The 23861-nt window shown below is 36.4% G+C and carries 25 protein-coding genes and 4 tRNA genes; 28 read left to right on the top strand and 1 reads right to left on the bottom strand.

The window, feature by feature from the left end; all coding sequences use genetic code 11:
• The first annotated feature begins 16 nt into the window (after window positions 1-16).
• The 4 genes from rsmG to spo0J all read left to right on the top strand — a co-directional run bounded on the left by rsmG (window position 17) and on the right by spo0J (window position 3509).
• A complete protein-coding gene (gene rsmG, locus ILT06_RS21545) occupies window positions 17-736 on the top strand; it encodes a 16S rRNA (guanine(527)-N(7))-methyltransferase RsmG (RefSeq protein ID WP_222655547.1) in 720 nt (239 codons plus the stop codon).
• A 105-nt stretch (window positions 737-841) separates the two neighbouring features.
• On the top strand, window positions 842-1714 hold the full coding sequence (gene noc, locus ILT06_RS21550; protein ID WP_000799025.1) for a nucleoid occlusion protein: 873 nt from the start codon (window positions 842-844) through the stop codon (window positions 1712-1714).
• Between the two features lie 189 nt (window positions 1715-1903).
• Window positions 1904-2665 carry a sporulation initiation inhibitor protein Soj gene (gene soj, locus ILT06_RS21555; RefSeq protein ID WP_222655548.1) on the top strand — a complete coding sequence of 254 codons (762 nt, stop codon included), beginning with the start codon at window positions 1904-1906 and terminating at the stop codon, window positions 2663-2665.
• Entirely contained in the window at window positions 2658-3509 is an 852-nt protein-coding gene (gene spo0J, locus ILT06_RS21560; protein ID WP_001051813.1) for a stage 0 sporulation protein Spo0J, read from the top strand. The genes soj and spo0J overlap by 8 nt, the downstream gene beginning before the upstream one ends.
• Before the next feature lie 20 nt (window positions 3510-3529).
• On the opposite strand, the gene yyaC is transcribed toward spo0J, so the two are convergent.
• Window positions 3530-4126, bottom strand: coding sequence for a spore protease YyaC (gene yyaC, locus ILT06_RS21565; protein ID WP_088047701.1), 597 nt, complete (start codon window positions 4124-4126; stop codon window positions 3530-3532).
• Window positions 4127-4386: 260 nt separating this feature from the next.
• On the opposite strand from yyaC, the gene ILT06_RS21570 reads away from it, so the two are divergent.
• From ILT06_RS21570 to ILT06_RS21685, 24 genes are all read left to right on the top strand, one after another.
• Window positions 4387-5244 (top strand): mechanosensitive ion channel family protein, encoded by an 858-nt coding sequence (locus ILT06_RS21570; RefSeq protein ID WP_000362298.1) that lies wholly within the window; start codon window positions 4387-4389, stop codon window positions 5242-5244.
• A 20-nt stretch (window positions 5245-5264) separates the two neighbouring features.
• On the top strand, window positions 5265-5462 hold the full coding sequence (locus tag ILT06_RS21575; protein ID WP_000436051.1) for a DUF951 domain-containing protein: 198 nt from the start codon (window positions 5265-5267) through the stop codon (window positions 5460-5462).
• A gap of 114 nt (window positions 5463-5576) precedes the next feature.
• Window positions 5577-6677 carry a redox-regulated ATPase YchF gene (gene ychF, locus ILT06_RS21580; protein WP_088047702.1) on the top strand — a complete coding sequence of 367 codons (1101 nt, stop codon included), beginning with the start codon at window positions 5577-5579 and terminating at the stop codon, window positions 6675-6677.
• Window positions 6678-6868: 191 nt separating this feature from the next.
• Window positions 6869-7159, top strand: coding sequence for a 30S ribosomal protein S6 (gene rpsF, locus ILT06_RS21585; protein WP_001233781.1), 291 nt, complete (start codon window positions 6869-6871; stop codon window positions 7157-7159).
• A 26-nt stretch (window positions 7160-7185) separates the two neighbouring features.
• On the top strand, window positions 7186-7707 hold the full coding sequence (gene ssb / locus ILT06_RS21590; protein ID WP_064460038.1) for a single-stranded DNA-binding protein: 522 nt from the start codon (window positions 7186-7188) through the stop codon (window positions 7705-7707).
• Window positions 7708-7751: 44 nt separating this feature from the next.
• Window positions 7752-7985, top strand: a complete 234-nt coding sequence (rpsR, locus tag ILT06_RS21595) for a 30S ribosomal protein S18 (RefSeq protein WP_000918874.1) — start codon at window positions 7752-7754, stop codon at window positions 7983-7985.
• 81 nt (window positions 7986-8066) lie between these two features.
• A complete protein-coding gene (locus tag ILT06_RS21600) occupies window positions 8067-9002 on the top strand; it encodes a YybS family protein (protein WP_064475176.1) in 936 nt (311 codons plus the stop codon).
• 78 nt (window positions 9003-9080) lie between these two features.
• Complete coding sequence (locus tag ILT06_RS21605) at window positions 9081-11054, top strand: DHH family phosphoesterase (protein WP_001113891.1); 1974 nt, start codon at window positions 9081-9083, stop codon at window positions 11052-11054.
• Window positions 11051-11497: a 50S ribosomal protein L9 gene (gene rplI / locus ILT06_RS21610; protein WP_000864225.1), complete on the top strand. Its 447-nt coding sequence runs from the start codon at window positions 11051-11053 to the stop codon at window positions 11495-11497. Before ILT06_RS21605 ends, rplI begins: the two co-directional genes overlap by 4 nt.
• Before the next feature lie 27 nt (window positions 11498-11524).
• Window positions 11525-12886, top strand: a complete 1362-nt coding sequence (dnaB, locus tag ILT06_RS21615) for a replicative DNA helicase (protein WP_001286242.1) — start codon at window positions 11525-11527, stop codon at window positions 12884-12886.
• Window positions 12887-13101: 215 nt separating this feature from the next.
• Complete coding sequence (locus ILT06_RS21620; protein ID WP_064475178.1) at window positions 13102-14391, top strand: adenylosuccinate synthase; 1290 nt, start codon at window positions 13102-13104, stop codon at window positions 14389-14391.
• 141 nt (window positions 14392-14532) lie between these two features.
• Window positions 14533-14608 (top strand) — tRNA-Lys (locus ILT06_RS21625).
• A gap of 13 nt (window positions 14609-14621) precedes the next feature.
• Window positions 14622-14693 (top strand) — tRNA-Glu (locus tag ILT06_RS21630).
• Window positions 14694-14715: 22 nt separating this feature from the next.
• A tRNA-Asp gene (locus ILT06_RS21635) sits at window positions 14716-14791 on the top strand.
• Between the two features lie 41 nt (window positions 14792-14832).
• Window positions 14833-14905, top strand: a tRNA-Phe gene (locus ILT06_RS21640).
• A 385-nt stretch (window positions 14906-15290) separates the two neighbouring features.
• Entirely contained in the window at window positions 15291-15998 is a 708-nt protein-coding gene (walR, locus tag ILT06_RS21645) for a cell wall metabolism DNA-binding response regulator WalR (protein WP_000971866.1), read from the top strand.
• A gap of 3 nt (window positions 15999-16001) precedes the next feature.
• On the top strand, window positions 16002-17843 hold the full coding sequence (walK, locus tag ILT06_RS21650) for a cell wall metabolism sensor histidine kinase WalK (protein WP_064475998.1): 1842 nt from the start codon (window positions 16002-16004) through the stop codon (window positions 17841-17843).
• On the top strand, window positions 17840-19156 hold the full coding sequence (locus ILT06_RS21655) for a YycH family regulatory protein (protein WP_064475999.1): 1317 nt from the start codon (window positions 17840-17842) through the stop codon (window positions 19154-19156). Before walK ends, ILT06_RS21655 begins: the two co-directional genes overlap by 4 nt.
• Window positions 19137-19979, top strand: a complete 843-nt coding sequence (locus ILT06_RS21660) for a two-component system regulatory protein YycI (RefSeq protein WP_098103042.1) — start codon at window positions 19137-19139, stop codon at window positions 19977-19979. The genes ILT06_RS21655 and ILT06_RS21660 overlap by 20 nt, the downstream gene beginning before the upstream one ends.
• Entirely contained in the window at window positions 19963-20757 is a 795-nt protein-coding gene (locus ILT06_RS21665; RefSeq protein ID WP_000522836.1) for an MBL fold metallo-hydrolase, read from the top strand. Before ILT06_RS21660 ends, ILT06_RS21665 begins: the two co-directional genes overlap by 17 nt.
• A gap of 63 nt (window positions 20758-20820) precedes the next feature.
• The gene (locus ILT06_RS21670) at window positions 20821-21996 is read left to right on the top strand and encodes a S1C family serine protease (RefSeq protein ID WP_098103043.1); all 1176 of its coding nucleotides are present in this window, start codon (window positions 20821-20823) and stop codon (window positions 21994-21996) included.
• A 53-nt stretch (window positions 21997-22049) separates the two neighbouring features.
• Window positions 22050-22235, top strand: a complete 186-nt coding sequence (locus ILT06_RS21675; protein ID WP_001052827.1) for a CxxH/CxxC protein — start codon at window positions 22050-22052, stop codon at window positions 22233-22235.
• Window positions 22236-22294: 59 nt separating this feature from the next.
• Window positions 22295-22774 carry a 23S rRNA (pseudouridine(1915)-N(3))-methyltransferase RlmH gene (gene rlmH / locus ILT06_RS21680; RefSeq protein ID WP_001027003.1) on the top strand — a complete coding sequence of 160 codons (480 nt, stop codon included), beginning with the start codon at window positions 22295-22297 and terminating at the stop codon, window positions 22772-22774.
• 182 nt (window positions 22775-22956) lie between these two features.
• Entirely contained in the window at window positions 22957-23835 is an 879-nt protein-coding gene (locus ILT06_RS21685) for a radical SAM/SPASM domain-containing protein (protein ID WP_000713629.1), read from the top strand.
• The last annotated feature ends 26 nt before the right edge of the window (window positions 23836-23861 follow it).

Consider the following 23861-nt stretch of genomic DNA (forward strand, 5'->3'; position numbering starts at 1 on the left):
AAGGAGATATTGTTAGATGAACATAGAACAATTTCAATCTATGCTAGAAGAGAAGGGTATCACCCTCTCTTCTAGACAGTTAGAGCAGTTCGAAATCTACTTTGAAACATTAGTAGATTGGAATGAAAAAATGAACTTAACAGCTATTACGGAGAAAGAGGAAGTATATTTAAAACACTTTTTTGATTCTATTACGGCTGCTTTTTATTATGATTTTTCAGAACCATTCTCAATTTGTGATGTTGGCGCAGGAGCTGGATTTCCAAGTATTCCTTTGAAAATCTGTTTCCCGCACTTAAAAGTAACAATTGTAGACTCATTGCAAAAACGTATTAACTTCTTAAATCATTTAGCACAAAAGTTGGAATTAGGTGACGTTGCGTTTTGTCACGATCGTGCTGAAACATTTGGGAAAAAAGAAGGTGTACGTGAATCGTACGATATTGTAATGGCACGTGCAGTTGCGCGTCTTTCGGTATTGAGTGAGCTATGTTTACCACTTGTAAAAGTTGGGGGAACGTTCATTGCAATGAAAGGTGCCGCAGCAAACGAAGAAATTGAAAATGGCAAGTATGCTTTAGAGGTGCTAGGCGGGAATTTAAAAGAAATGTCTACGTTCCAATTACCGTTTGAAGAAAGTGAACGTAATATTTTATTAATCGAGAAAAAGCGCAAGACACCAAAGAAATATCCACGCAAACCGGGAACACCCAATAAATTACCTATTGAAAAATAAATCTTATTAGACGTAAGATTGAATTATATAAATGAAAACGTAAATGTTTCATAGGAAACATTTTATGGAGAATAGTCAATAGGCCTAAAAGGTGGTGGAATATGTATGAAAAATACGTTTTCTCGTTTATTTGGCTTTGGAGATAAAGAGAGCGAATTCGAATTACAAGACGAAAGCCATGAAGAAATAGATAAAAAGGTATATGAAGAAATACAAGAAATTCCGATAGTAAATATTACCCCTAACCGTTATCAACCACGAACAGTTTTTGATGATGCACGAATTGAAGAGCTAGCACTAACGATTCGTACACATGGACTGATTCAGCCGATTGTTGTGAGGCAATATGAGGATGACAAGTACGAGATTATCGCTGGAGAAAGGCGTTTCCGTGCGGCAACAAAGTTAGGGTGGGAAAAGGTTCCTGCAATTATAAAGAACTTAAATGATACAGAGACAGCTTCTGTAGCTTTAATTGAAAACTTGCAACGTGAGGAACTAACAGCAATCGAGGAAGCTGTGGCATATCAAAAGCTAATTGAGTTACATAATTTAACACAAGAAGCATTGGCACAACGACTTGGAAAAGGACAATCCACAATCGCAAATAAGTTGCGATTGTTAAAGTTGCCTGAAGAAATAAAACGTGCGTTATTAGAAAAAAGTATTACAGAACGTCATGCCCGCGCGCTCATTCCTTTAAAGAATGAGGAATTACAACTGAAGGTTTTACAGGAAATTGTGGAGAAACAACTGAATGTAAAGCAAACAGAGGAACGAATTGCGAAATTACTAGAGGAAGCCAAACCGAAGCGTAAGGCAAAGCAAAAAGCAGTAAGTCGAGATACGAGAATTGCCATGAATACAATTAGGCAGTCATTACAAATGGTTGCTGACAGTGGTTTAAATGTTAATTCTGCGGAAGAAGAATTTGATGAGTACTATCAAATTACAATTAAAATTCCGAAGAAAAAATAATAATGGCGTGTTAGAGACCTTATCCTATTGGATAGGTCTCTTTTACTATATTTTCTTGTTAGATGAAGAAGGAGTTTAGAAATAAATTTTGAAGTTTAATAAGGACGTAAAAGAAAAACTTTTATTTCATGTTACAATAAACGTAATTATTACTAGAATAAGATAGAAAGGTTGAAAGTAGGTGACATCATGGGAAAAATCATTGCTATTGCCAATCAAAAAGGTGGCGTTGGAAAAACAACAACATCTGTTAATTTAGGGGCTGGATTGGCACAAGTAGGTAAAAAAGTCCTTCTTGTAGATATTGACGCTCAAGGAAATGCAACGACTGGTGTGGGAATTGAAAAATCCGAATTAGATCAATGTATTTACAATGTTCTTGTGGAAGATGCAGATGTTCAAGGGGTTATACGTAAAACCGCAACTGAAAACTTAGATGTTCTACCCGCTACAATTCAATTGGCAGGTGCTGAAATTGAATTGGTACCGACTATTTCCCGGGAAGTACGTTTACAAAGGGCATTACAGCCAGTTCGTGATGAATACGACTATATTATTATCGACTGTCCCCCGTCCTTAGGGTTATTAACGATTAATGCATTAACCGCAGCAAATTCTGTTATTATTCCTGTTCAATGCGAATATTACGCACTAGAAGGATTAAGTCAGCTATTAAATACAGTTCGACTTGTGCAAAAGCACTTAAATAAAAATCTAGCAATTCAAGGTGTATTGCTAACGATGTTGGATGCCCGCACGAATTTAGGGATCCAGGTTATAGATGAAGTGAAAAAATACTTTAGGGATAAAGTATACCGTTCGATTATTCCTCGTAATGTTCGTTTAAGTGAAGCACCAAGTCATGGGAAACCAATTATGCAGTATGACGCTAAATCAAGAGGGGCAGAAGTATATATAGATTTAGCAGAGGAAGTGATTGCAGGTGGCTAAAGGATTAGGAAGAGGAATTAATGTGTTTTTTCCTGATTTAGATGTGAAAGAAGAAGAGGCAATTCAGGAGATTGTGATAACTGAATTAAGACCGAATCCATATCAACCACGTAAACACTTTAATAAAGAGGCAATTCAAGAATTATCGGCCTCTATTAAAGAACACGGCATATTGCAACCGTTAATTGCTAGGAAGAGTATTAAAGGATATGAAATTGTTGCAGGTGAAAGAAGATATCGTGCTGCCAAAGAGGCAGGGCTCGAAAAGGTACCTGCTGTTGTAAGACAATTAAATGAGCAGCAAATGATGGAGTTTGCATTGCTTGAAAACTTACAACGAGAAGATTTAAACCCAATGGAAGAAGCAATGGCATATCAAATGTTAATGAATGAGCTAAATGTAACGCAAGAACAATTAGCAAAACGTCTTGGTAAGAGCAGACCTTACATTGCAAATTATACGCGGTTATTAAGCCTCCCTCCATTTGTGCAAGATATGATTGCAAATGGTCAACTTTCAATGGCCCATGGGAGAACTTTGCTTACGATAAAAGATGAAGAACAATTGAAATCTTTATTAAAACGAATCGAAAAAGAAGGATTAAACGTTCGTCAATTAGAGAAAATTGTTCAGGAGATTAATCAACGCGTTTCACGTGAAACAAAACAAGTGAAAAAAGAGAGAAACATATTTTTCGTAGAACGCGAAACGTTCTTAAGAGAAAAGTTTGGCACAGATGTGAAAATTAAAGAAACGAAAAAAGAAAAAGGTAAAATCGAAATTGAATTTTTTAATAAAGAAGATTTAAATCGTATTTTAGAATTATTAGCGCAGAAAAACTAAAAAGCAAACCATCTTATTATTTATAGATGGTTTGCTTTTTTTAATACAGATAATTTTTGGTCTGTTTCTTTTATACTTTGTGCAATTACATCAGCCATTTTCATGACTAAACTTAATCGTGTATTTTGCAGGACGAAAAACTCCATAAAACCATTTAGATTTACGATGCCATGAATATGTAAATCACCAACTGCAGGTAATTTCTTGTTCATCGCAGCTCCAGGTTTACTAGGCCCCATTCCGGTAGTAATGGAACCGATGCTTTGAGACTTTCCTAAACAGGCATCGACCGCAATTATAAATGAAGTAGGATTATCTTTCTGTATATTCCGAATTCTTTCTTCTAAATTTAGCGCATGCACTGGCTCATCTAGTGTGCCGAACACTTGGAAGTTTTTAATTCCTACTTGTTCTAGTTTCGTACCGACTAACGGACCGAGTGCATCGCCTGTAGAACGGTCTGTGCCGATACAAACGAGAATAATCGGTATATTCGTTTTAATAGGGATATGGGAAAGTAAGAAGTTACTAATTGTCTCGGAGGCTTCTACGTCTTGGTGCATAACATTTTGAGTTTCTTTTTCGAAAAAGGGTAAGCGAAAACTTCCAATATTCATGAAGCATCCATCCTTTTAATAAATTTTCAAAATATGTTATATGGTGAGTAAAATGGAAAACTATAAGTGCGTACTTCCTGTAAAATTTGAGTGAAAACGGAAATAATAGTACTAGTATATATATATTCGTTCCATTTTATACCTGCATGGAAGTTAACAAATGCAATTAAAGTCATAAAAATTTTTCAGAAATGAGGGTGACTTCTGATACAATGAGAAGGATAATTAAAAAGAAATTTTAGCTGGAGAGGTAGAGGTACATGGATTTAGCGTTGAAATGGTTTGAGTCCATTGATTGGACGAATATAGGTGTGAAATCACTAAAAATAGTCGTTATTTTAATACTTGGTGCAATTATTGTGCGAGTTGCGCGTGCAATTGTACGAAATGCGTTTCGTATGGGAAGCCGTTCGCCAATTCAAATTTCAGAACGTCGTACAGTTACAGTAGCGAAGTTACTTGAAAATATTGTGGCATACGTTGTTATGTTCATTATGTTAATTGCTATTTTGGGTGTGTTTAATATTAATGCATCTGGTTTATTAGCGGGTGCCGGGGTAATTGGTTTAGCAGTCGGATTTGGTGCTCAAAGTTTAGTGAAAGATGTTATTACGGGGTTATTTATTTTGCTAGAAGATCAATTTTCAGTAGGTGACTATGTAAAAATTGGTCAGTTTGAAGGTGTCGTTCTAGAAATTGGACTTCGTACAACAAAAGTAAAGAGTTGGACAGGCGAAATTCATACTTTACCAAATGGAAGTATCATTCAAGTTACGAACTATTCCGTTAGTAATAGTGTAGCATTTGTTGATGTATCCATTTCGTATGAGGCTGACATAGCGAAAGCGGAGCAAGTTATTGAAGAGTTATTAGAAGAATTACCTGCACAGTATACGCAAATGGTAGCAAAGCCTCAGTTATTAGGTGTGCAAACATTGGCTGCATCAGAAGTTATATTACGTGTTATTGCGGAAGTAGAGCCGATGCAACATGCGGTTGTTGCAAGAGCCCTTCGTAAAGAAATTAAAAATCGTCTAGATTTACATGGGATTGAAATTCCATATCCACGTATGGTTTTATATAATCGTGAAGAATTGGTGAGTGGAAAAGCAATTTAGTATGGAGAGGGGTTTGGAGAATGGAGCAAAAGCAGTATAACTTGTACGATGTTGTGGAAATGAAGAAAGCCCACCCATGTGGTGAGAATCGCTGGAAGATTATTCGTATGGGAATGGATATCCGCATTAAGTGCGAGGGATGTGACCATTCAGTAATGATTCCTCGAAGAGAATTTGATCGTAAGGTGAAAAAAATACTTGTGAAGCACGAAGAATAGAGAGAAAGTAACAGTTGCAATGGGCAGCTGTTACTTTTTTCGTTTGGAGGAAACTTGTCATTTTTTTCGTTACTATCTATAATGATGAAAGATTGAGACATAGGAGTGAAAAATATGGGATTAACGGCTGGGATTGTTGGATTACCTAACGTAGGGAAGTCAACTTTATTTAATGCAATTACACAAGCAGGAGCAGAATCTGCAAACTATCCATTCTGTACAATTGATCCAAACGTAGGGATTGTAGAAGTACCAGATGAGCGTTTAAATAAATTAACGGAATTAGTAGAACCGAAAAAAACTGTTCCGACTGTATTTGAGTTTACTGATATTGCAGGTATCGTAAAAGGTGCTAGTAAAGGTGAAGGTTTAGGAAATAAATTCTTATCTCACATTCGCCAAGTAGATGCAATTTGCCAAGTTGTTCGTTGTTTTGAAGACGAAAATATTACACACGTTTCAGGGAAAGTAGATCCAATCGATGATATTGAAACAATCAACTTAGAGCTAATCTTAGCGGATTTGGAATCTGTTGATAAACGTATCGAACGTGTTGCGAAGTTAGCAAGACAAAAAGATAAAGAAGCTGTATATGAGCATGAAATTTTAGTTCGTTTAAAAGAAGCTTTTGAAGAGGGAAAACCAGCTCGTACTGTTGAATTTGCAGAAGAGCAAATGAAAATTGTTAAAGGCCTTCATTTACTTACAACGAAAGAAATGCTATACGTAGCAAACGTAAGTGAAGATGATATTATGGATCCTTCTGAAAATAAATATGTAAAAATGGTAAAAGAATTTGCTGCAAATGAAAATTCTCAAGTAATCGTTGTATGTGCAAAAATCGAAGAAGAAATCGCTGAGCTAGATGAGGAAGAGAAAAAAGTATTCCTTGAAGAACTAGGCATTGAAGAATCTGGTTTAGATCAATTAATTCGTGCTGCATATGATTTATTAGGACTTGCTACTTACTTCACAGCTGGTGTGCAAGAAGTACGTGCATGGACGTTTAAACAAGGTATGAAAGCACCACAATGTGCTGGCGTAATTCATACAGACTTTGAGCGTGGATTTATTCGTGCGGAAACAGTTTCTTACGAAGACTTAATGACAAACGGTTCTATGACAGCTGCAAAAGAAGCTGGTAAAGTTCGTTTAGAAGGAAAAGAGTATATCGTAAAAGACGGAGACGTTATGCACTTCCGCTTCAACGTTTAATTCAATATTTCCTAGGAAAAATAAAGATATGAGCTTGGCAAATATATTATGTGTTTGCCAAGTTTTTTATGCATGGGTGAGTTGATTCATCTAACTTACTATGATATAATCTAAACTCGTGAGTAATTACTATAAATTAATTGCTCCTTGCTCATTATGGGCCGTTTAGACCAAAAGGAGGTGAAAGTGTAATGAGAAAGTACGAAATTATGTACATCATTCGTCCTGGCGTTGAAGAAGAAGCTCAAAAAGCTTTAGTTGAACGTTTCGCAGGTGTTTTAACAAACAATGGTGCAGAAATCATTAACACGAAAGAGTGGGGTAAGCGTCGTTTAGCTTACGAAATCAACGACTTACGTGAAGGTTTCTACATGATCTTAAACGTGAACTCTAACGCAGAAGCGATTAACGAATTCGACCGTTTAGCTAAGATCAACGAAGACATCCTTCGTCATATCGTTGTTAAAGAAGAAGAAAAATAATTGATATATAAGGGAGAGTGGTTCGATTGATGAATCGTGTTATCCTCGTTGGTCGTTTAACTAAGGACCCTGACTTACGTTACACGCCCAATGGTGTTGCAGTAGCTACTTTTACGTTAGCTGTGAATCGCGCATTTGCGAATCAACAAGGTGAGCGTGAAGCTGACTTTATTAATTGTGTAATATGGCGTAAACAAGCAGAAAACGTAGCAAATTATTTGAAAAAAGGTAGCTTAGCAGGCGTAGATGGACGTCTTCAAACTCGTAATTACGATGGACAAGATGGTAAACGTGTATATGTAACAGAAGTTCTTGCGGAAAGCGTACAATTTTTAGAGCCGCGTAATGGCGGTGGGGAGCAACGTGGTTCATTTAATCAGCAACCATCAGGAGCTGGTTTCGGTAACCAAAGCTCTAACCCATTTGGTCAATCTAGTAATCAAGGCAACCAAGGCAACCAAGGGAACTCTGGATTTACGAAGAATGACGATCCATTTTCAAATGTAGGTCAACCGATCGACATTTCCGACGACGATTTACCGTTCTAATACAGTAAATTAGTTAGTTTTAACAAAGAATGGAGGGAATAGACATGGCAGGACGCAAAGGTGGACGTGCGAAACGTCGTAAGGTGTGTTTCTTCACATCTAACGGCATCACTCGCATTGACTATAAAGATGTTGATTTATTAAAACGTTTCGTTTCTGAGCGTGGTAAAATTTTACCTCGTCGTGTAACAGGAACAAGCGCAAAATACCAACGCAAACTTACAGTTGCAATTAAACGTGCTCGTCAAATGGCACTTTTACCATATGTTGGTGAATAATAGCGTATGAAATGCACAGTAGAGTCGGACTCTACTGTGCATTTTGCTATGCTTTTCTTTTTTTGAAAGAGAGGTTAGATGATGAAGAATACGAAATTTATTACTGAGGGTGCAGCGCTGTTAGCTATATATGCAATGTTATTGCTTATATCTATGTATGTTCCAATTTTAGGTACAGTTGTAACGTTTGCGTTGCCATTGCCGTTTATATTGCTAACGATAAGATATAGATTATCTAACGCCTTTATAGTTTTTACTGCGGCGCTTTTTATTACTGTTATTGTCAGTCAGCCGATGAACCTAGTAAAGACAACTATGTTTGGATTGATAGGTATCGTTTTAGGATATATGTATAAAAAACGAAAAAAGCCGGTAGAAACTTTAATGGCGGGGACGCTTGCGTACTTAATTGGTATTATGCTCATTTATGTTGCGAGTATAAAGTTTTTTAACATAGATTTAATGAAGCAAATGCAAAATATGCTTAATGAAAGTATGGCGCAAAGTGAAAAAATAGTCACTACTGCTGGTATGTCTATTAGTAAAGAGCAAAAAGAATTATTTGCACAATTTAATGATGTGTTACAAACGTTATTCCCAAGTTTGCTTGTAATGGTCTCGGTATGTTTTTCTTGGATTACAGTTATGATATCAGGTAGTGTTTTGAGAAAACTAAAGCATGACGTTATACCTTGGCCTAAATTTAAAGATATACAATTACCAAAGAGTATTGTTTGGTATTACGTTATATTTATTTTGCTATCAACTTTTATAAAAGTAGAACCGACATCATATTTACATATGGTATTTTCTAACCTATATGTCATATTTGCTTTACTACTAGTACTGCAAGGTCTGACATTTATCGCTTTTATAGCGCATAGCAAAGGTTTTACGAAAGGAGTTCCTATTATTAGTTTTATTGTCTGCATGTTTATTCCGATGCTGTTTCCTCTTGTGACAATCTTAGGTATAATTGATTTAGGGATTTCATTGCGTTCTAAAATAGGAGGATAAAGTAATATTCCTTATACTATTTTAATCTGTTTAACTAACTGGAAGGAGAGTTAGTTTTACTTTATAGGAGTTGTATACATGCCTGAATTTTATAAGAAACAGTGGTTTTTATATCCTGTTTATGTATTGGCATTTTTCGTGTTTGTGCTCATTGCGATCCTCTGTTATTTTCATTTAATTATGGGGATATCCACCTTTTTTATCTTTTGCATTGTACTTTTTGTTGTTATACGCTTTGAACTGACCTTTCAAAGGAATTTCGAAAAGTATACGACAGATATGATTACAAGAGTAAAGAAAGTGAGTAATGAGGCGTTTAACCAAATGCCGATTGGTATTTTGTTATACAATAAGGATTATGGGATTGATTGGGCGAATCCTTATTTATCTTCATGTCTAGGACAGCATGCATTAGCTGGATGGCATCTTTATGATGTATCAGAAACGTTACTTCTTTTTATTAAGGGAGAAACTTCCGATGATATAGTCTCTTTAAATAACCGAAAGTTTCGCGTTTTTGTAAGGAAAGAAGAAAAGTTAATTTATTTCTTTGATGTAACGGAACAAACAGAGATTGAAAAGATGTACGAGGATCAACGCACTGTTTTGGCTGTCATTTATTTAGATAATTATGATGAGGTTACACAAGGGTTAGATGATCAATTACGTACGAATATAACAAGTCTTGTAACATCACGACTAAATGAATGGGCCGTTAAGTATGGGGCATATTTAAAACGTGCATCTTCAGAAAGATTCTTCGTTGTACTAAATGAGAGTATTTTAGCACAGATGGAGAAAGGGAAATTTAGCATTTTAGATCAGGTGCGTGAAGAAACATCCAAAAGGAATATACCACTCACCTTAAGTGTAGGTGTTGGATCAGGGGATTTACCTTTATCAGAGCTTGGGGCAATGGCTCAGTCCGGTTTAGACCTTGCGCTTGGCCGTGGTGGAGATCAAGTAGCTATTAAACAAGCGACAGGTAAAGTTAAGTTTTATGGTGGTAAGACAAATCCAGTTGAAAAACGTACTCGTGTACGTGCCAGAGTTATTTCGCATGCATTAAAGGATTTAGTATTAGAAAGTAGTAATGTCATTATAATGGGGCATAGGGCTCCTGATATGGACGCAATTGGTGCTGCGATTGGTATTTTAAAGGTAGCGCAATTAAATGAGCGTAAAGGATATATTGTGTTAGATGAAAATGATTCTGATAAGGGAATTAAGCGTTTGATGGATAAAGTGAAACAAAACGAAGAGTTATGGTCTCACTTTATTACCCCAGGACAAGCGATGGAATTTGCAAATGATGATTCATTACTTGTTGTTGTTGATACGCATAAACCTTCAATGGTGATGGAAGAAAAACTGTTACACAAAATTGAAAATGTAGTTGTTATTGACCATCATCGCCGGGGAGAAGATTTTATTGAAGATCCATTGCTTGTTTACATGGAGCCATACGCTTCCTCCACGGCAGAACTTGTTACAGAATTACTTGAGTACCAACCGAAAAATTTAAAAATGACAATGTTAGAAGCAACGGCATTGTTAGCAGGTATTATTGTTGATACGAAAAGCTTTACATTCCGGACGGGTGCTCGTACGTTTGATGCCGCTTCTTATTTACGCTCACATGGTGCAGATACTGTACTTGTACAAGAGCTTTTAAAAGAAGATATGGATCAGTATTTACGGGTTGCAAAAGCTATTAAAAATGCGTACATTTATACAAATGGAATTGCGATTGCAAAAGTTGATAGTGATGATTACTACGATCAAGTGCTTATTGCGCAATCAGCGGACACATTATTAACAATGACAGGAATTATTGCGTCATTTGTTATTGCAAAACGTGGCGAGAATTTCATTGGAATTAGCGGCAGGTCTTTAGGTGAAGTGAACGTGCAACTAATTATGGAAAATTTAGGCGGTGGTGGGCATTTAACGAATGCAGCCACACAAATGAAAAATGTTACAGTAGATGAAGCTGAGGAGAAGCTTCGATTTGTTATTGATGACTATTTACAGGGAGGCACACAATCATGAAAGTAATTTTTCTAAAAGACGTAAAAGGTAAAGGGAAAAAAGGAGAAATAAAAAACGTACCAGATGGCTATGCAAATAACTTCTTACTAAAACAAGGATTAGCTGCTGAAGCGACAAATAGCAGTATGAAAACTTTAGAAGCTCAAAAGCGAAAAGAAGAAAAAGATGCAGCAGCAGAGGTTGAAAATGCAAAAGAGTTGAAAGAAACGTTAGAGAAACTAACTGTAGAAGTAAAGGCGAAATCTGGAGAAGGTGGCCGTCTATTCGGTTCAATCACAAGTAAACAAATCGTAGATGCAATGCAAAAATCACATAAAATTAAACTTGATAAACGTAAATTTGAAATGGATGATGCGATTCGTGCATTAGGCTATACAAACGTTACTGTGAAGTTGCATCCGCAAGTAACTGCAACAGTAAAAGTTCATGTTAGTGAACAATAAAAATAAGTTAAGCAAGGAGGATTGCGTATGAGTGATGTAATGGCTGATCGTACCCCTCCACATAATATAGAGGCTGAGCAGGCGGTTTTAGGGGCCATATTAATTGATCAAGATGCGTTAACATCAGCATCGGAACTATTGGTACCTGACTCATTTTATCGAACGAAACATCAAAAGATTTTTGAAGTCATGCTTGGGTTATCTGATAAAGGAGAGCCGATTGACTTAGTAATAATGACGTCAGCAATGGCTGATCAAGGATTATTAGAAGAAGTTGGTGGGGTTTCTTACTTAGCAGAATTAGCAGAAGTTGTTCCAACCGCTGCTAACGTAGAATATTATGCACGAATCATCGCTGAAAAAGCGCTATTACGTCGTTTGATTCGAACAGCAACTCATATCGTGTCTGATGGGTATGAGAGAGAAGATGACGTGGATGGTCTTTTAAATGAGGCTGAGAAAAAAATATTAGAAGTATCTCACCAAACGAATGCAAAAGCATTCCAAAACATTAAAGATGTTCTTGTAGATGCTTACGATAAAATTGAACTTTTGCATAATCAAAAAGGTGAAGTTACTGGGATACCAACTGGATTTACAGAATTAGATAAGATGACCGCAGGTTTCCAGCGAAATGATTTAATTATCGTAGCGGCACGTCCATCAGTAGGGAAAACCGCATTTTCATTAAATATCGCACAAAACGTAGCGACGAAAACTGATGAAAATGTAGCGATTTTTAGTCTAGAGATGGGCTCTGATCAGCTTGTTATGCGTATGCTTTGTGCAGAAGGGAATATTGATGCGCAAAGACTGCGTACCGGTTCATTAACTTCTGATGATTGGGCAAAATTAACAATGGCGATGGGTAGCCTTTCTAATGCTGGTATCTATATTGATGATACACCAGGGATTAAAGTAAATGAGATTCGAGCGAAATGCCGTAGATTAAAGCAAGAACAAGGTCTTGGGATGGTTTTGATTGACTATTTACAGCTTATTCAAGGAAGCGGGAAATCAGGAGAAAACCGTCAGCAGGAAGTATCTGAGATTTCTCGTACATTAAAAGGGATTGCGCGTGAATTGCAAGTGCCTGTTATTGCCTTGTCACAGTTATCTCGTGGGGTAGAATCTCGTCAAGATAAACGTCCGATGATGTCTGACATTCGTGAATCAGGAAGTATCGAGCAGGATGCTGATATTGTAGCTTTCTTATATCGTGAAGATTACTATGACCGGGAAACGGAAAATAAAAATACGATTGAAATTATTATTGCAAAGCAGCGTAACGGTCCCGTAGGCTCAGTAGAGCTCGCATTCGTTAAAGAGTTCAATAAGTTCGTTAACTTAGAACGTCGCTTCGAGGATGGACATGCGCCGCCTGCATAAAGAGAGTATAAAAAAGAAACGCATTTCTTATAATAAGATGTGTTTCTTTTTTTTTATAGGAAAGATAAGGCTTTCATAATGTGAAAATATAATTCTTACGAACGAAAATGTTTTTTAATAAAAAAATGTTCGCTTTTTGGTTGACTTCTTTTTCGGTTTTGGTACAATTATATTGTTTGAATAGATCGTTTGAAAATCGCGGAGGTGCTTTAATAATGTCTTCAGTAGTAGTTGTAGGAACACAATGGGGCGACGAAGGAAAAGGTAAAATCACTGATTTTCTTTCTGAGCATGCGGAAGTAGTTGCAAGATATCAAGGTGGAAATAACGCGGGACATACAATTGTTTTCGGCGGAGTTAAATATAAATTACACTTAATTCCATCTGGTATTTTCTATAAAGAGAAAATTTGTGTAATCGGAAATGGCTTAGTAGTAGATCCGAAAGCATTACTTGAAGAGTTAAAATACTTACACGATCGTGGTGTAAGTACTGATAATTTACGTGTAAGTAACCGTGCGCACGTTATTTTACCTTATCACTTAAAACAAGATGAGTTAGAAGAAGCAAGTAAAGGTGATAACAAAATCGGTACAACGAAAAAAGGTATCGGTCCTGCATATATGGATAAAGCTGCTCGTATTGGTATTCGTATGGCTGATCTTTTAGACCGTGAAGCATTTAAAGAAAAGCTTGAGCGCAATTTAGTAGAAAAAAATCGTTTATTTGAAAAAATGTACGATACAGAAGGTTTCAGTGTAGAAGAAATCTTCGAAGAGTACTTCGAGTACGGACAACAAATCGCGCAATATGTATGTGATACATCTGTTGTACTAAATGATGCACTAGATAACAATCACCGTGTATTATTTGAAGGTGCACAAGGTGTTATGCTTGATATCGACCACGGTACGTATCCGTTCGTTACATCTTCTAACCCGATTGCTGGTGGTGTAACAGTTGGAACTGGAGTTGGCCCTGCGAAAGTTACTCGCGTTGTAGGTGTGTGTAAAGCATATACAAGCCGCGTAGGTGATGGTCCGTTCCCTACGGAGCTTCATGATGAAATTGGTCATCAAATTCGTGAAGTTGGTCGTGAGTACGGAACGACAACTGGTCGTCCACGCCGCGTAGGCTGGTTCGATAGCGTTGTTGTAAGACATGCACGTCGTGTTAGTGGTTTAACAGATTTATCATTAAATTCTATCGACGTTCTAACAGGTATTCCGACTCTTAAAATTTGCGTTGCTTACAAATACAATGGCGAAGTTATCGATGAAGTTCCAGCAAACTTAAACATTTTAGCGAAATGTGAGCCTGTATACGAAGAACTTCCAGGTTGGACAGAAGATATTACTGGTGTAAAATCATTAGACGAGCTTCCTGAAAATGCACGAAAATACGTAGAACGTGTTTCTGATTTAACAGGAATTCAATTATCTATGTTCTCAGTTGGACCAGATCGTAACCAAACAAATATCGTTCGTAACGTATACGAAGCTTAATTGATATTTTTGAGAAAAAACTCATGTCCGCATGAGTTTTTTCTTATCTTTTATAAAAAAATAAAAAAAGGTATTGCAAAAAACAAATAAAACATGTTATGATACATCTTGTCGTCACGAAAATATGACGTTGGTGAGTATGAGCCATTAGCTCAGTTGGTAGAGCATCTGACTTTTAATCAGAGGGTCGAAGGTTCGAATCCTTCATGGCTCACCATTTTATTTTTCGTGGCCCGTTGGTCAAGTGGTTAAGACACCGCCCTTTCACGGCGGTAACACGGGTTCGAATCCCGTACGGGTCATGTTTTTTTTATGTTCATTTTTGGTCCCGTGGTGTAGTGGTTAACATGCCTGCCTGTCACGCAGGAGATCGCCGGTTCGACCCCGGTCGGGACCGCCACTTTTGTTTATACCACCATTAGTGGTTTTATATATAGTTTTGGCTCGGTAGCTCAGTCGGTAGAGCAGAGGACTGAAAATCCTCGTGTCGGCGGTTCGATTCCGTCCCGAGCCACTCTCAGGATATTAAGTGGGCCCACTTAATATCCTTTTTATTTGTGTAATTTTACAAAAGTGAGTAGTTATTTTAAAATAGAATGAGAAGCCTCTAGCAGTTGAAGCTAGAGGTTTTTCTATAGATCGTATAGGATTCCGTGTAAAAGTGGATCATACATGAGTCTGTGAGAATAGAGGAGAAAGTACTTAAGCAAAAGATGCGGCCATATAGGGACATACTATGTAGACATCAATGTGTTTAGGGATATTGACCATATTTTTACCCCGCATTAACGGGCAGTAAGACCCACCCCAAAATTCAACGAAGGTAAAGAAGTTAGGTGCGAGATCAACTGCACGTAAATGCCCGATTAAAGTTTCACTTTATAAGGAGGAAATAGACGATGATGGGAAAGAAAATTTTAGTAGTTGATGATGAAAAGCCGATTGCGGATATTTTGAAGTTCAACCTAGAAAAAGAAGGTTTTGAAATTGTAATGGCGCATGATGGTGATGAAGCGATTGAAAAAGCGAATGAAGAGCAGCCAGATATGGTTTTATTAGATATTATGCTACCAGGTAAGGATGGCTTAGAGGTTTGCCGTGAAATACGTAAAAGCTCGGAAATGCCGATTATTATGCTTACAGCAAAGGACTCTGAAATTGATAAAGTATTAGGGCTTGAACTTGGAGCAGATGATTATGTAACGAAGCCATTTAGTACGAGGGAATTACTTGCTCGTGTGAAGGCGAATTTACGTCGCCATCAACAAGGTGGTGCTGCAGAAAAAGAAGAAAATACGGAAATGGTTATTGGACCAATCGTTATCAATTCAAATGCGTATAGTGTAACGAAACGTGAGGAAAATATTGAACTTACACATCGTGAATTTGAGCTACTACATTATTTAGCCAAACATTTAGGACAAGTTATGACTCGTGAGCATTTATTACAAACAGTTTGGGGTTATGACTATTTTGGAGATGTACGTACAGTGGATGTAACAGTGCGTCGTTTACGTGAAAAAATTGAAGATAATCCAAGTCATCCCACTTTAATTGTAACTAGACGTGGAGTAGGGTATTACTTGCGTGACCCAGAGCAGGAATAGTATATGAAGAAAGTTGGTTTTTTTCAATCTATTCATTTAAAATTTGTACTCATATATATGCTATTAATATTAATAGCAATGCAAGTTATTGGAGTATATTTCGTAAGGGAGTTAGAAAAGAGTCTTGTACAAGGCTTTAGAGATTCTTTAACGCAGCAAACGAACTTATTAGCATATAACTTGAAACAAGAGTTTAAAAAAAGTCATACAAAAGCAGAAACAGAATCAACAGATGAAACGATTAAAACTTCAATTCGAAAATTTGCCTCTGATCGAAAGAAAGATATCCAAGAGGTAAGTGTATTTGATTCGAATAGAAAGTTGCTTGCTATTTCAGATGAGTCAAAGCAAAACAAGGTAAATAGAACATCAACTGATATAGCTGTTCAGCGGGTATTGGTACAAAAAAAGCCAGAAATAAAAATTGAGAAGGATGGTCGTACAGGCCATCGTGTACAAGTTATGCTTACTCCTATTCTAGATGACAACGGAAAAGATGCACTTGGTGCTATTTACATTGTTGCATCTATGGAAGATGTTTATAAACAGATGAAGGATATTAATCAAATTTTTGCGACTGGAACCGTTATTGCATTACTCGTAACGGCTGTACTTGGAATTTTGTTAGCTCAAACGATTACGAGGCCAATCTCAGATATGCGAAGACAAGCGATTGAAATGGCAAAAGGAAACTATTCGAGAAAAGTAAAAGTGCATAGCCATGATGAAATTGGACAATTAGCATTATCTTTCAATAATTTATCCAAAAAATTACAACAAGCTCGTTCTTCAACGGAGAGTGAAAGACGTAAATTGTCATCCGTTCTATCACATATGACAGATGGAGTCATTGCTACTGACCGAAAAGGGGACATTATTTTATTAAATGACCCTGCGGAAAAGATGCTAAATGTTTCGCGTGAAACGGCGCTCGATCAATCTGTTTTAGAAGTATTAGGGATACAAGAAGAATTTACGCTCGATCATTTATACGAAGAGCCTGATTCTGTTTTATTAGATTTTAGTACGAGAAATGAGCCATATATTTTACGTGCTAGCTTCTCTGTTATTCAAAAAGAGACAGGGAAAGCAAATGGCTTGATTGCCGTATTATATGATGTAACTGAGCAGGAGCGTATAGAAAGGGAACGCCGCGAGTTTGTGGCAAACGTTTCTCATGAATTAAGAACGCCATTAACAACGATGCGCAGTTACTTAGAGGCACTTACGGACGGTGCGTGGCAAGATCCGAATATTGCACCGCAATTTTTAACCGTTACACAAGAAGAAACAGAAAGAATGATTAGACTTGTAAATGCGTTATTACAACTATCTAAACTTGATAGTACAGAACATCGTTTAATGAAAGAATGGGTCGACTTTACTGACTTCTTTAATAACATTATTGATCGTTTTGAAATGTCTAAAGAGCAAAACGTAAGTTTCAAACGATCTTTCTCTAAAAAATCTCGATTTATTGATATGGATACGGATAAAATTACGCAAGTATTGTATAACATTATTTCGAATGCATTAAAGTATTCACCAGAAGGTGGAACAGTAACATATCGCTTACGTGATCGCGGTGAATTATTAGAGATTAGTGTAAGTGACCAAGGAATGGGTATTCCGAAAGAGAACGTCGATAAAATCTTTGAACGTTTTTATCGCGTAGATAAAGCACGTTCAAGACAAATGGGTGGTACAGGACTTGGATTAGCAATTGCGAAGGAAATGATTGAGGCACATGGTGGCTCAATTTGGGCGAAGAGTGAGGAAGGAAAAGGGACAACTATTTATTTCACATTGCCAATGGCAGCGGATGAAGAGGACGATTGGGAATGAGCATGGAAAATGTTAAAACGATAGTTTTAATTAATTTAGTTGTAATTAGCCTATTTCTTACTTTTAACTTATGGACGTATGTGCCAGATTCCACGTCTATGCAAAACGCAAAATTTGTACAGGGGAATGAAGGAACTACTCAAACTAAAATTGCTGATGTTGTACGCCCTACTTCTATCATCGCGCATAAAGATAAAAATCATTACGGGAGTGAAAGAGAGGGAGATATAGAATCAATCTATAAAACTTTGGAAGCAGGGGAATTACATGGTTTCAAAGAGATATCGATTGCTAAAGCTGATTTCCTTTCTTATGTGCATGGTGAAGGGAAAATTGAACTTGTTTTTCCTACCAATATCCCATTTGATGCCGTTAAATCTATGTTTAATATGAAAGAAAAAAGTATAGATAAGCCTAAACATTTTAATCGAATTATTCTTGACCCTTCTAGAAGTAGGGATCAAGAAATTAAAGTTAATTTTGTTTCTGATGGTGATAACTCTAGAATATATGAAGCAAAATTAAGTGGTGTGTATTTAAAAGATATTGTAAACGCACAAAATCAATTTATAGTATCAGCGAAACCTTATTTTGATTATCAAATTAATGATACGAAAAAGATATTTTTATCAGATGGAACGACGGAATTAAGTAATATAACATATATTTCATCTAATTTAGCGGTTGATACATTTAAGAATGCTCTATTTAGTGACCCGCGTTATTTAAGCCCTATTACCGAGAAATCGAAAGAAACATTTACAGATGGTATTAGGTCTATGGAGATTGAAAATGATCATCATATGCTAAAGTATAAAAACTCTTCTGTTTCAAATGAGAAAACGCCAGATAATTTAATGCTTTTACAAAAAAGCTTTGATTTTGTAAATGGCCACAGCGGGAGTTTGGATTCATATCGTTTGGACTATATGAATAAAGGACAGACCGTATTTCGTTTACATGAAGATGGATATTCCGTATTTAATACAGATGGATTAGCTGAATTGAGACAAGTATGGGGATCAGAAGAAGTAATGGAATATGAAAGACCATTGTTGTCTTTAAATACGAAAGGTATAGAACAGAAGGTTACTCTTCCATCAGGTCACGTTGTAATAGCATCTTTAGAAAATAATGCCGCGGTAGATAAAAGATTTATTAAAGACATTGGTATTGGATACAAATTATCACTAGATGGGCAAGTAGCTCGACTACAGCCAATTTGGTATGTAAAGTTTGTTGAAGATGAAGCTGGTAAACAAAAAATATATGAGTGGAGTGAGGGAGGACTAAATGGATTGGGATCGGATTAAAACCATATTTATTGTGACCTTTTTTGTTTTGGACCTCTTTCTCATTTTTCAATTCATTCAAAAGCAAGATAGTAATCAATTGGAGCTTATTGCAGAAACAAAGATAGATCAAGAATTAAAAGCAAACAAAATTACTATGGGTAATTTCCCTAAAGAACCGAAAAAAGAGGCATTTATTAGGGCGGAAAATAAGGCATTTAAAGAAGAAGATGTACAGTCTTTAAAGAGTCAAACGGCGCATATACAAAATATGTACAAGATAGAAAGTAAGCTAAAAGAGCCCTTTTTAAATACAAAATCATTATCCAAAGATAAGTATAGTGATTTTTTAAAGAACTATGTATTGGATGGACAAAAGTATGAGTTTGGAGCGATGAAAGACTCTAAAATTTACTTCTTCCAAAAATATAAAGATAAGCCTATTTTCTATAACGATCAGGCAATGATTGTTGTGGAATTAAATGAAAAAAATGAACTGGTGTCGTACACGCAGACGATGCTAACTGATTTAAAAGAAATGGGCGAAAGTGAAAAAACGAAACAGCAAGAAATTATTACTGCCCAAACGGCTTTAGAAAATCTGTATTTAAAAAATAAAGTTCATGGGAATACACATGTAAAAGAAGCACAAATTGGTTATGCCAACCTTACCGCATCTACTTCTAATAACCAAGTACTTGCTCCAACATGGAACTTAAAAACGGAGCAGAAGCAGGACTTCTTTGTAAATGCAATTGAAGGACAAGTTATGGAATTAGGGGAAAGGGAAAATCAAGTGGTTGATGAACATACTGGAGTGAGAAAGAATGGGGTTGCATTTTAGCGTACTTGCAAGTGGAAGTACAGGGAATATGCTATATGTAGGAACAGATGAGAAGAAATTACTCGTCGATGCAGGTTTAAGTGGTAAAGCAACAGAGGCTTTATTTAAACAGGCAGAACTAAATATAAATGATGTATCGGGTATTCTTGTAACACATGAACATAGTGATCATATTAAAGGATTAGGTGTATTGGCACGTAAATATGATTTGCCTGTTTATGCAAATGAGAAAACATGGAATGCAATGGAACACTTAATAGGAAATATCCCAACTGAGCAAAAGTTCATTTTCTCAGTTGGGGATGTGAAAACATTCGGTGATATTGAGGTCGAGTCATTTGGGGTTTCTCATGATGCGGCAGAGCCGATGTTCTATGCTTTTCACAACAATAATAGAAAGTTAGCCCTTATTACAGATACGGGATACGTGAGTGACCGTATGAAAGGTGTTATTAAGGGGGCTAATGCTTTCGTGTTTGAAAGTAATCATGACGTGGAAATGCTTCGTATGGGACGTTATCCATGGAGTATTAAGCGACGTATTTTAAGTGATGTAGGGCACGTTTGTAATGAGGACGCTGCATTAGCAATGGCGGATGTAATTACAGATGAGACAAAACATATTTATTTAGCCCATTTAAGTTTAGATAATAACATGAAAGAACTAGCACGTATGTCAGTATCACAAGTACTAGAGGAAAAAGGATTTGGAGTGGGAGAAGCTTTTGAAATTCACGACACAGATCCGAAAATGCCTACAAAAATTCAATACGTATAATTCTTCATTTTAGTAAACAATAAAGGTGAATATAGTTGTTTTCAGGAAGATAGGTGAACAAATATGTCCTTTATTGATGAAGAAAATTACCGTATGAAACGTGCAAGAAAAAAGAAGCATAAAGGTATTGTTATTTCTAGTATAGCAGGAACAATTGTAGGAGCTTCGTTATTTGCATTTGGAGCTCCTTTATTTGCGAATGATGCGGGCGCGCTTCCACAAGCTGAAGCAAGTGGAAGTAATATGGCCGAAGCTCAAGGAATTAAACAGATTAGCTTCGTTGATGCTGTTGATCGTGCGTCTGAAGCTGTTGTTGGTGTTATTAATATTCAACGAGATAATTTTTCAGAGGCAGATTCAGAAGCTGGTACAGGATCGGGTGTAATTTATAAAAAGACAGATGGCCAAGCTTATATCGTAACGAATAATCATGTTGTTGCTGGAGCAAATCGTATTGAAGTAAGTTTAAGTGACGGTAAGAAGGTTCCTGGGAAAGTATTAGGAACCGATGTAGTCACAGATTTAGCTGTACTAGAAATAGATGCAAAGCATGTGAAAAAAATAATTGAGATTGGCGACTCTAATACTGTTCGTAGAGGAGAACCGGTCATTGCGATTGGAAACCCACTCGGGCTGCAATTTTCTGGAACTGTTACACAAGGCATTATTTCGGCTAAGGAACGTATTGTTCCTGTAGATTTGGATCAAGATGGACATTACGATTGGCAAGTAGAAGTATTGCAAACAGACGCAGCAATTAATCCAGGTAATAGTGGTGGTGCGCTTGTAAATGCCGCAGGCCAATTAATTGGCATTAACTCAATGAAAATTGCAGCAAAAGAAGTAGAAGGAATTGGACTAGCTATTCCAGTTACTAGAGCTGTTCCAATTATGAATGAATTAGAGAAGTATGGAAAAGTAAGGAGACCGTATGTTGGAATTGAACTTAGATCGTTAAATGAGATTCCAAACTATCATTGGTCAAAAACATTGCATTTACCAGGTAATGTAACAGAGGGAGTTTGCATTTTAGATGTGAAAAGTCCTTCGCCAGGTATAGATGCTGGTTTACGAGAACACGATGTGATTGTAGCAGTAGATGGAAAACCGGTTCGCGATATTATCGGATTCCGTACGGCCTTATATGATAAAAAAATTAATGATAAAATGACTCTTACGTTTTATCGTGGTACAAAACGAGCAACAACAACGGTTAAACTAGGCATTCAAAAGTATTAAAAACAGGAGGGCCTACCTCCTGTTTTCTATTGTAGAAAAGTGAGGTGAAGAATATGAATTTACCTTGTTGTTTAGAACATGTTGAATTGGCTTTAGATATTATTGTGGATGAGTGTGAAGTTGCACCAGTTATCAACAATGTGGATAACTCGGAAAAAGAGAAAAAAACATGTGAATTTTGTCAAAACGAGGCGACATATGTTGTATCGAACACAGATTCTCACACAATATGTGGGTAATAATTGTGGATATGTGGATAAGTTATGTGGATAACATGTTTGTAAGGTGGGGAATGAGTGTGAATATCTCGATTATTTCAATTGGGAAATTAAAAGAAAAATATTTAAAACAAGGTATAGCAGAATACTTAAAACGATTATCTGCATACGCAAAAGTAGAAGTAATTGAATTGCCAGATGAAAAGGCGCCAGAAAATTTAAGTGAAGCAGAAATGTTAATTGTAAAAGAAAAAGAAGGTATACGTATACTGGATAAAATTTCTGACGATACGCATGTCATTGCGTTAGCAATAGAAGGAAAACAAAAATCATCAGAAGAATTTGCAGTAAGCTTAGATCGTCTTGCTACATATGGAAAGAGTAAAGTTGCTTTTGTAATTGGAGGATCACTTGGACTAAGTTCAGAAGTAATGAAGCGTTCAAATGAATCTCTTTCTTTTTCAAAGATGACATTACCACACCAATTAATGCGATTAGTATTGCTTGAGCAAGTGTATAGAGCATTTCGTATTAATCGTGGGGAACCGTATCATAAATAAAATTACTTTTTGTATTTAAAAAGAGTAAAAAAGACCATTGGACAAAAACCACCGATGGTCTTTTAAACATTAATAGGTAGTACGAAGGTTTCCTAAAATAAGTATGTTTCTATTTCTAAAAAAGTGTGATGTAATATGAAGAGGAAAAAAGTATAAGTAGTCATAGAAGTGAGGAATTAAAGGTGAAGAAGTTTAAAAAGTTTTACTTGGAGATTACGAGTGTATGTAATCTTGCGTGCAGCTTTTGTCCGCCGACGGAAAGGCAGAAGCAGTTCATTTCTGTGGAGGATTTTGCGAAAAGATTAGACCAAATTAAACCTCACACAGACTACATTTATTTGCACGTGAAGGGTGAGCCATTGCTCCATCCAAAAATAGATCAATTGTTAGATTTAAGCCATGAAAAAGGGTTTAAAGTTAATATTACAACGAACGGAACGTTAATTAATAAGAGAAGGCATAGACTGTTAAATAAACCTGCGTTAAGACAAATGAATTTTTCATTGCACAGTTTTGATGGACATCCAGGTTCGCAAGATAAAGAAGGTTATGTAAGAAGTATACTTTCCTTTATTAGAGAGGCGACAAGTCAATCGGATTTAATTGTTTCACTTAGATTATGGAATTTAACTCAGGATAATAAAACGAATGCTGAAATCCAGAAAAATAGAGATTTATTATCTATCATTGAAAATGAGTTTGGTCTATCTTATCAAATCGAAGAGAAGCTTACACCAGGAAAAGGTATAAAAATTGCGGAACGTGTCTTTATTAATCAAGACTATGAATTCCAGTGGCCGGCATTACATGAAGAAGAGGATGACGGAAAAGGATTCTGTCATGGTCTTCGAAATCAAGCAGGTATTTTAGCGAACGGAACGGTTATTCCTTGTTGTTTAGATGGTGAAGGGATTATTAACCTTGGGAATATTAATAATGACTCATTTTCTAACATTATAGAAGGTGAAAGAGCAACAAACATTGTCGATGGATTTTCTAAAAGAGTTGCAGTCGAAGAGCTATGTAGGAAATGTGGATACCGTAAAAGATTTGGAAAATAAATATGAAACAAGCCCTCATAAAGCGA

Source organism: Bacillus sp. 17RED48 (assembly GCF_019837545.1).
Taxonomy (GTDB): domain Bacteria; phylum Bacillota; class Bacilli; order Bacillales; family Bacillaceae_G; genus Bacillus_A; species Bacillus_A wiedmannii.

Coding starts and splice junctions, on each gene's coding strand:
- rsmG (WP_222655547.1), top strand. CDS start 17: ATGAACATAGAACAATTTCAATCTATGCTAGAAGAGAAGGGTATCACC.
- noc (WP_000799025.1), top strand. CDS start 842: ATGAAAAATACGTTTTCTCGTTTATTTGGCTTTGGAGATAAAGAGAGC.
- soj (WP_222655548.1), top strand. CDS start 1,904: ATGGGAAAAATCATTGCTATTGCCAATCAAAAAGGTGGCGTTGGAAAA.
- yyaC (WP_088047701.1), bottom strand. CDS start 4,126: ATGAATATTGGAAGTTTTCGCTTACCCTTTTTCGAAAAAGAAACTCAA.
- ILT06_RS21570 (WP_000362298.1), top strand. CDS start 4,387: ATGGATTTAGCGTTGAAATGGTTTGAGTCCATTGATTGGACGAATATA.
- ILT06_RS21575 (WP_000436051.1), top strand. CDS start 5,265: ATGGAGCAAAAGCAGTATAACTTGTACGATGTTGTGGAAATGAAGAAA.
- ychF (WP_088047702.1), top strand. CDS start 5,577: ATGGGATTAACGGCTGGGATTGTTGGATTACCTAACGTAGGGAAGTCA.
- rpsF (WP_001233781.1), top strand. CDS start 6,869: ATGAGAAAGTACGAAATTATGTACATCATTCGTCCTGGCGTTGAAGAA.
- rpsR (WP_000918874.1), top strand. CDS start 7,752: ATGGCAGGACGCAAAGGTGGACGTGCGAAACGTCGTAAGGTGTGTTTC.
- ILT06_RS21600 (WP_064475176.1), top strand. CDS start 8,067: ATGAAGAATACGAAATTTATTACTGAGGGTGCAGCGCTGTTAGCTATA.
- ILT06_RS21605 (WP_001113891.1), top strand. CDS start 9,081: ATGCCTGAATTTTATAAGAAACAGTGGTTTTTATATCCTGTTTATGTA.
- rplI (WP_000864225.1), top strand. CDS start 11,051: ATGAAAGTAATTTTTCTAAAAGACGTAAAAGGTAAAGGGAAAAAAGGA.
- dnaB (WP_001286242.1), top strand. CDS start 11,525: ATGAGTGATGTAATGGCTGATCGTACCCCTCCACATAATATAGAGGCT.
- ILT06_RS21620 (WP_064475178.1), top strand. CDS start 13,102: ATGTCTTCAGTAGTAGTTGTAGGAACACAATGGGGCGACGAAGGAAAA.
- walR (WP_000971866.1), top strand. CDS start 15,291: ATGATGGGAAAGAAAATTTTAGTAGTTGATGATGAAAAGCCGATTGCG.
- walK (WP_064475998.1), top strand. CDS start 16,002: ATGAAGAAAGTTGGTTTTTTTCAATCTATTCATTTAAAATTTGTACTC.
- ILT06_RS21655 (WP_064475999.1), top strand. CDS start 17,840: ATGAGCATGGAAAATGTTAAAACGATAGTTTTAATTAATTTAGTTGTA.
- ILT06_RS21660 (WP_098103042.1), top strand. CDS start 19,137: ATGGATTGGGATCGGATTAAAACCATATTTATTGTGACCTTTTTTGTT.
- ILT06_RS21665 (WP_000522836.1), top strand. CDS start 19,963: ATGGGGTTGCATTTTAGCGTACTTGCAAGTGGAAGTACAGGGAATATG.
- ILT06_RS21670 (WP_098103043.1), top strand. CDS start 20,821: ATGTCCTTTATTGATGAAGAAAATTACCGTATGAAACGTGCAAGAAAA.
- ILT06_RS21675 (WP_001052827.1), top strand. CDS start 22,050: ATGAATTTACCTTGTTGTTTAGAACATGTTGAATTGGCTTTAGATATT.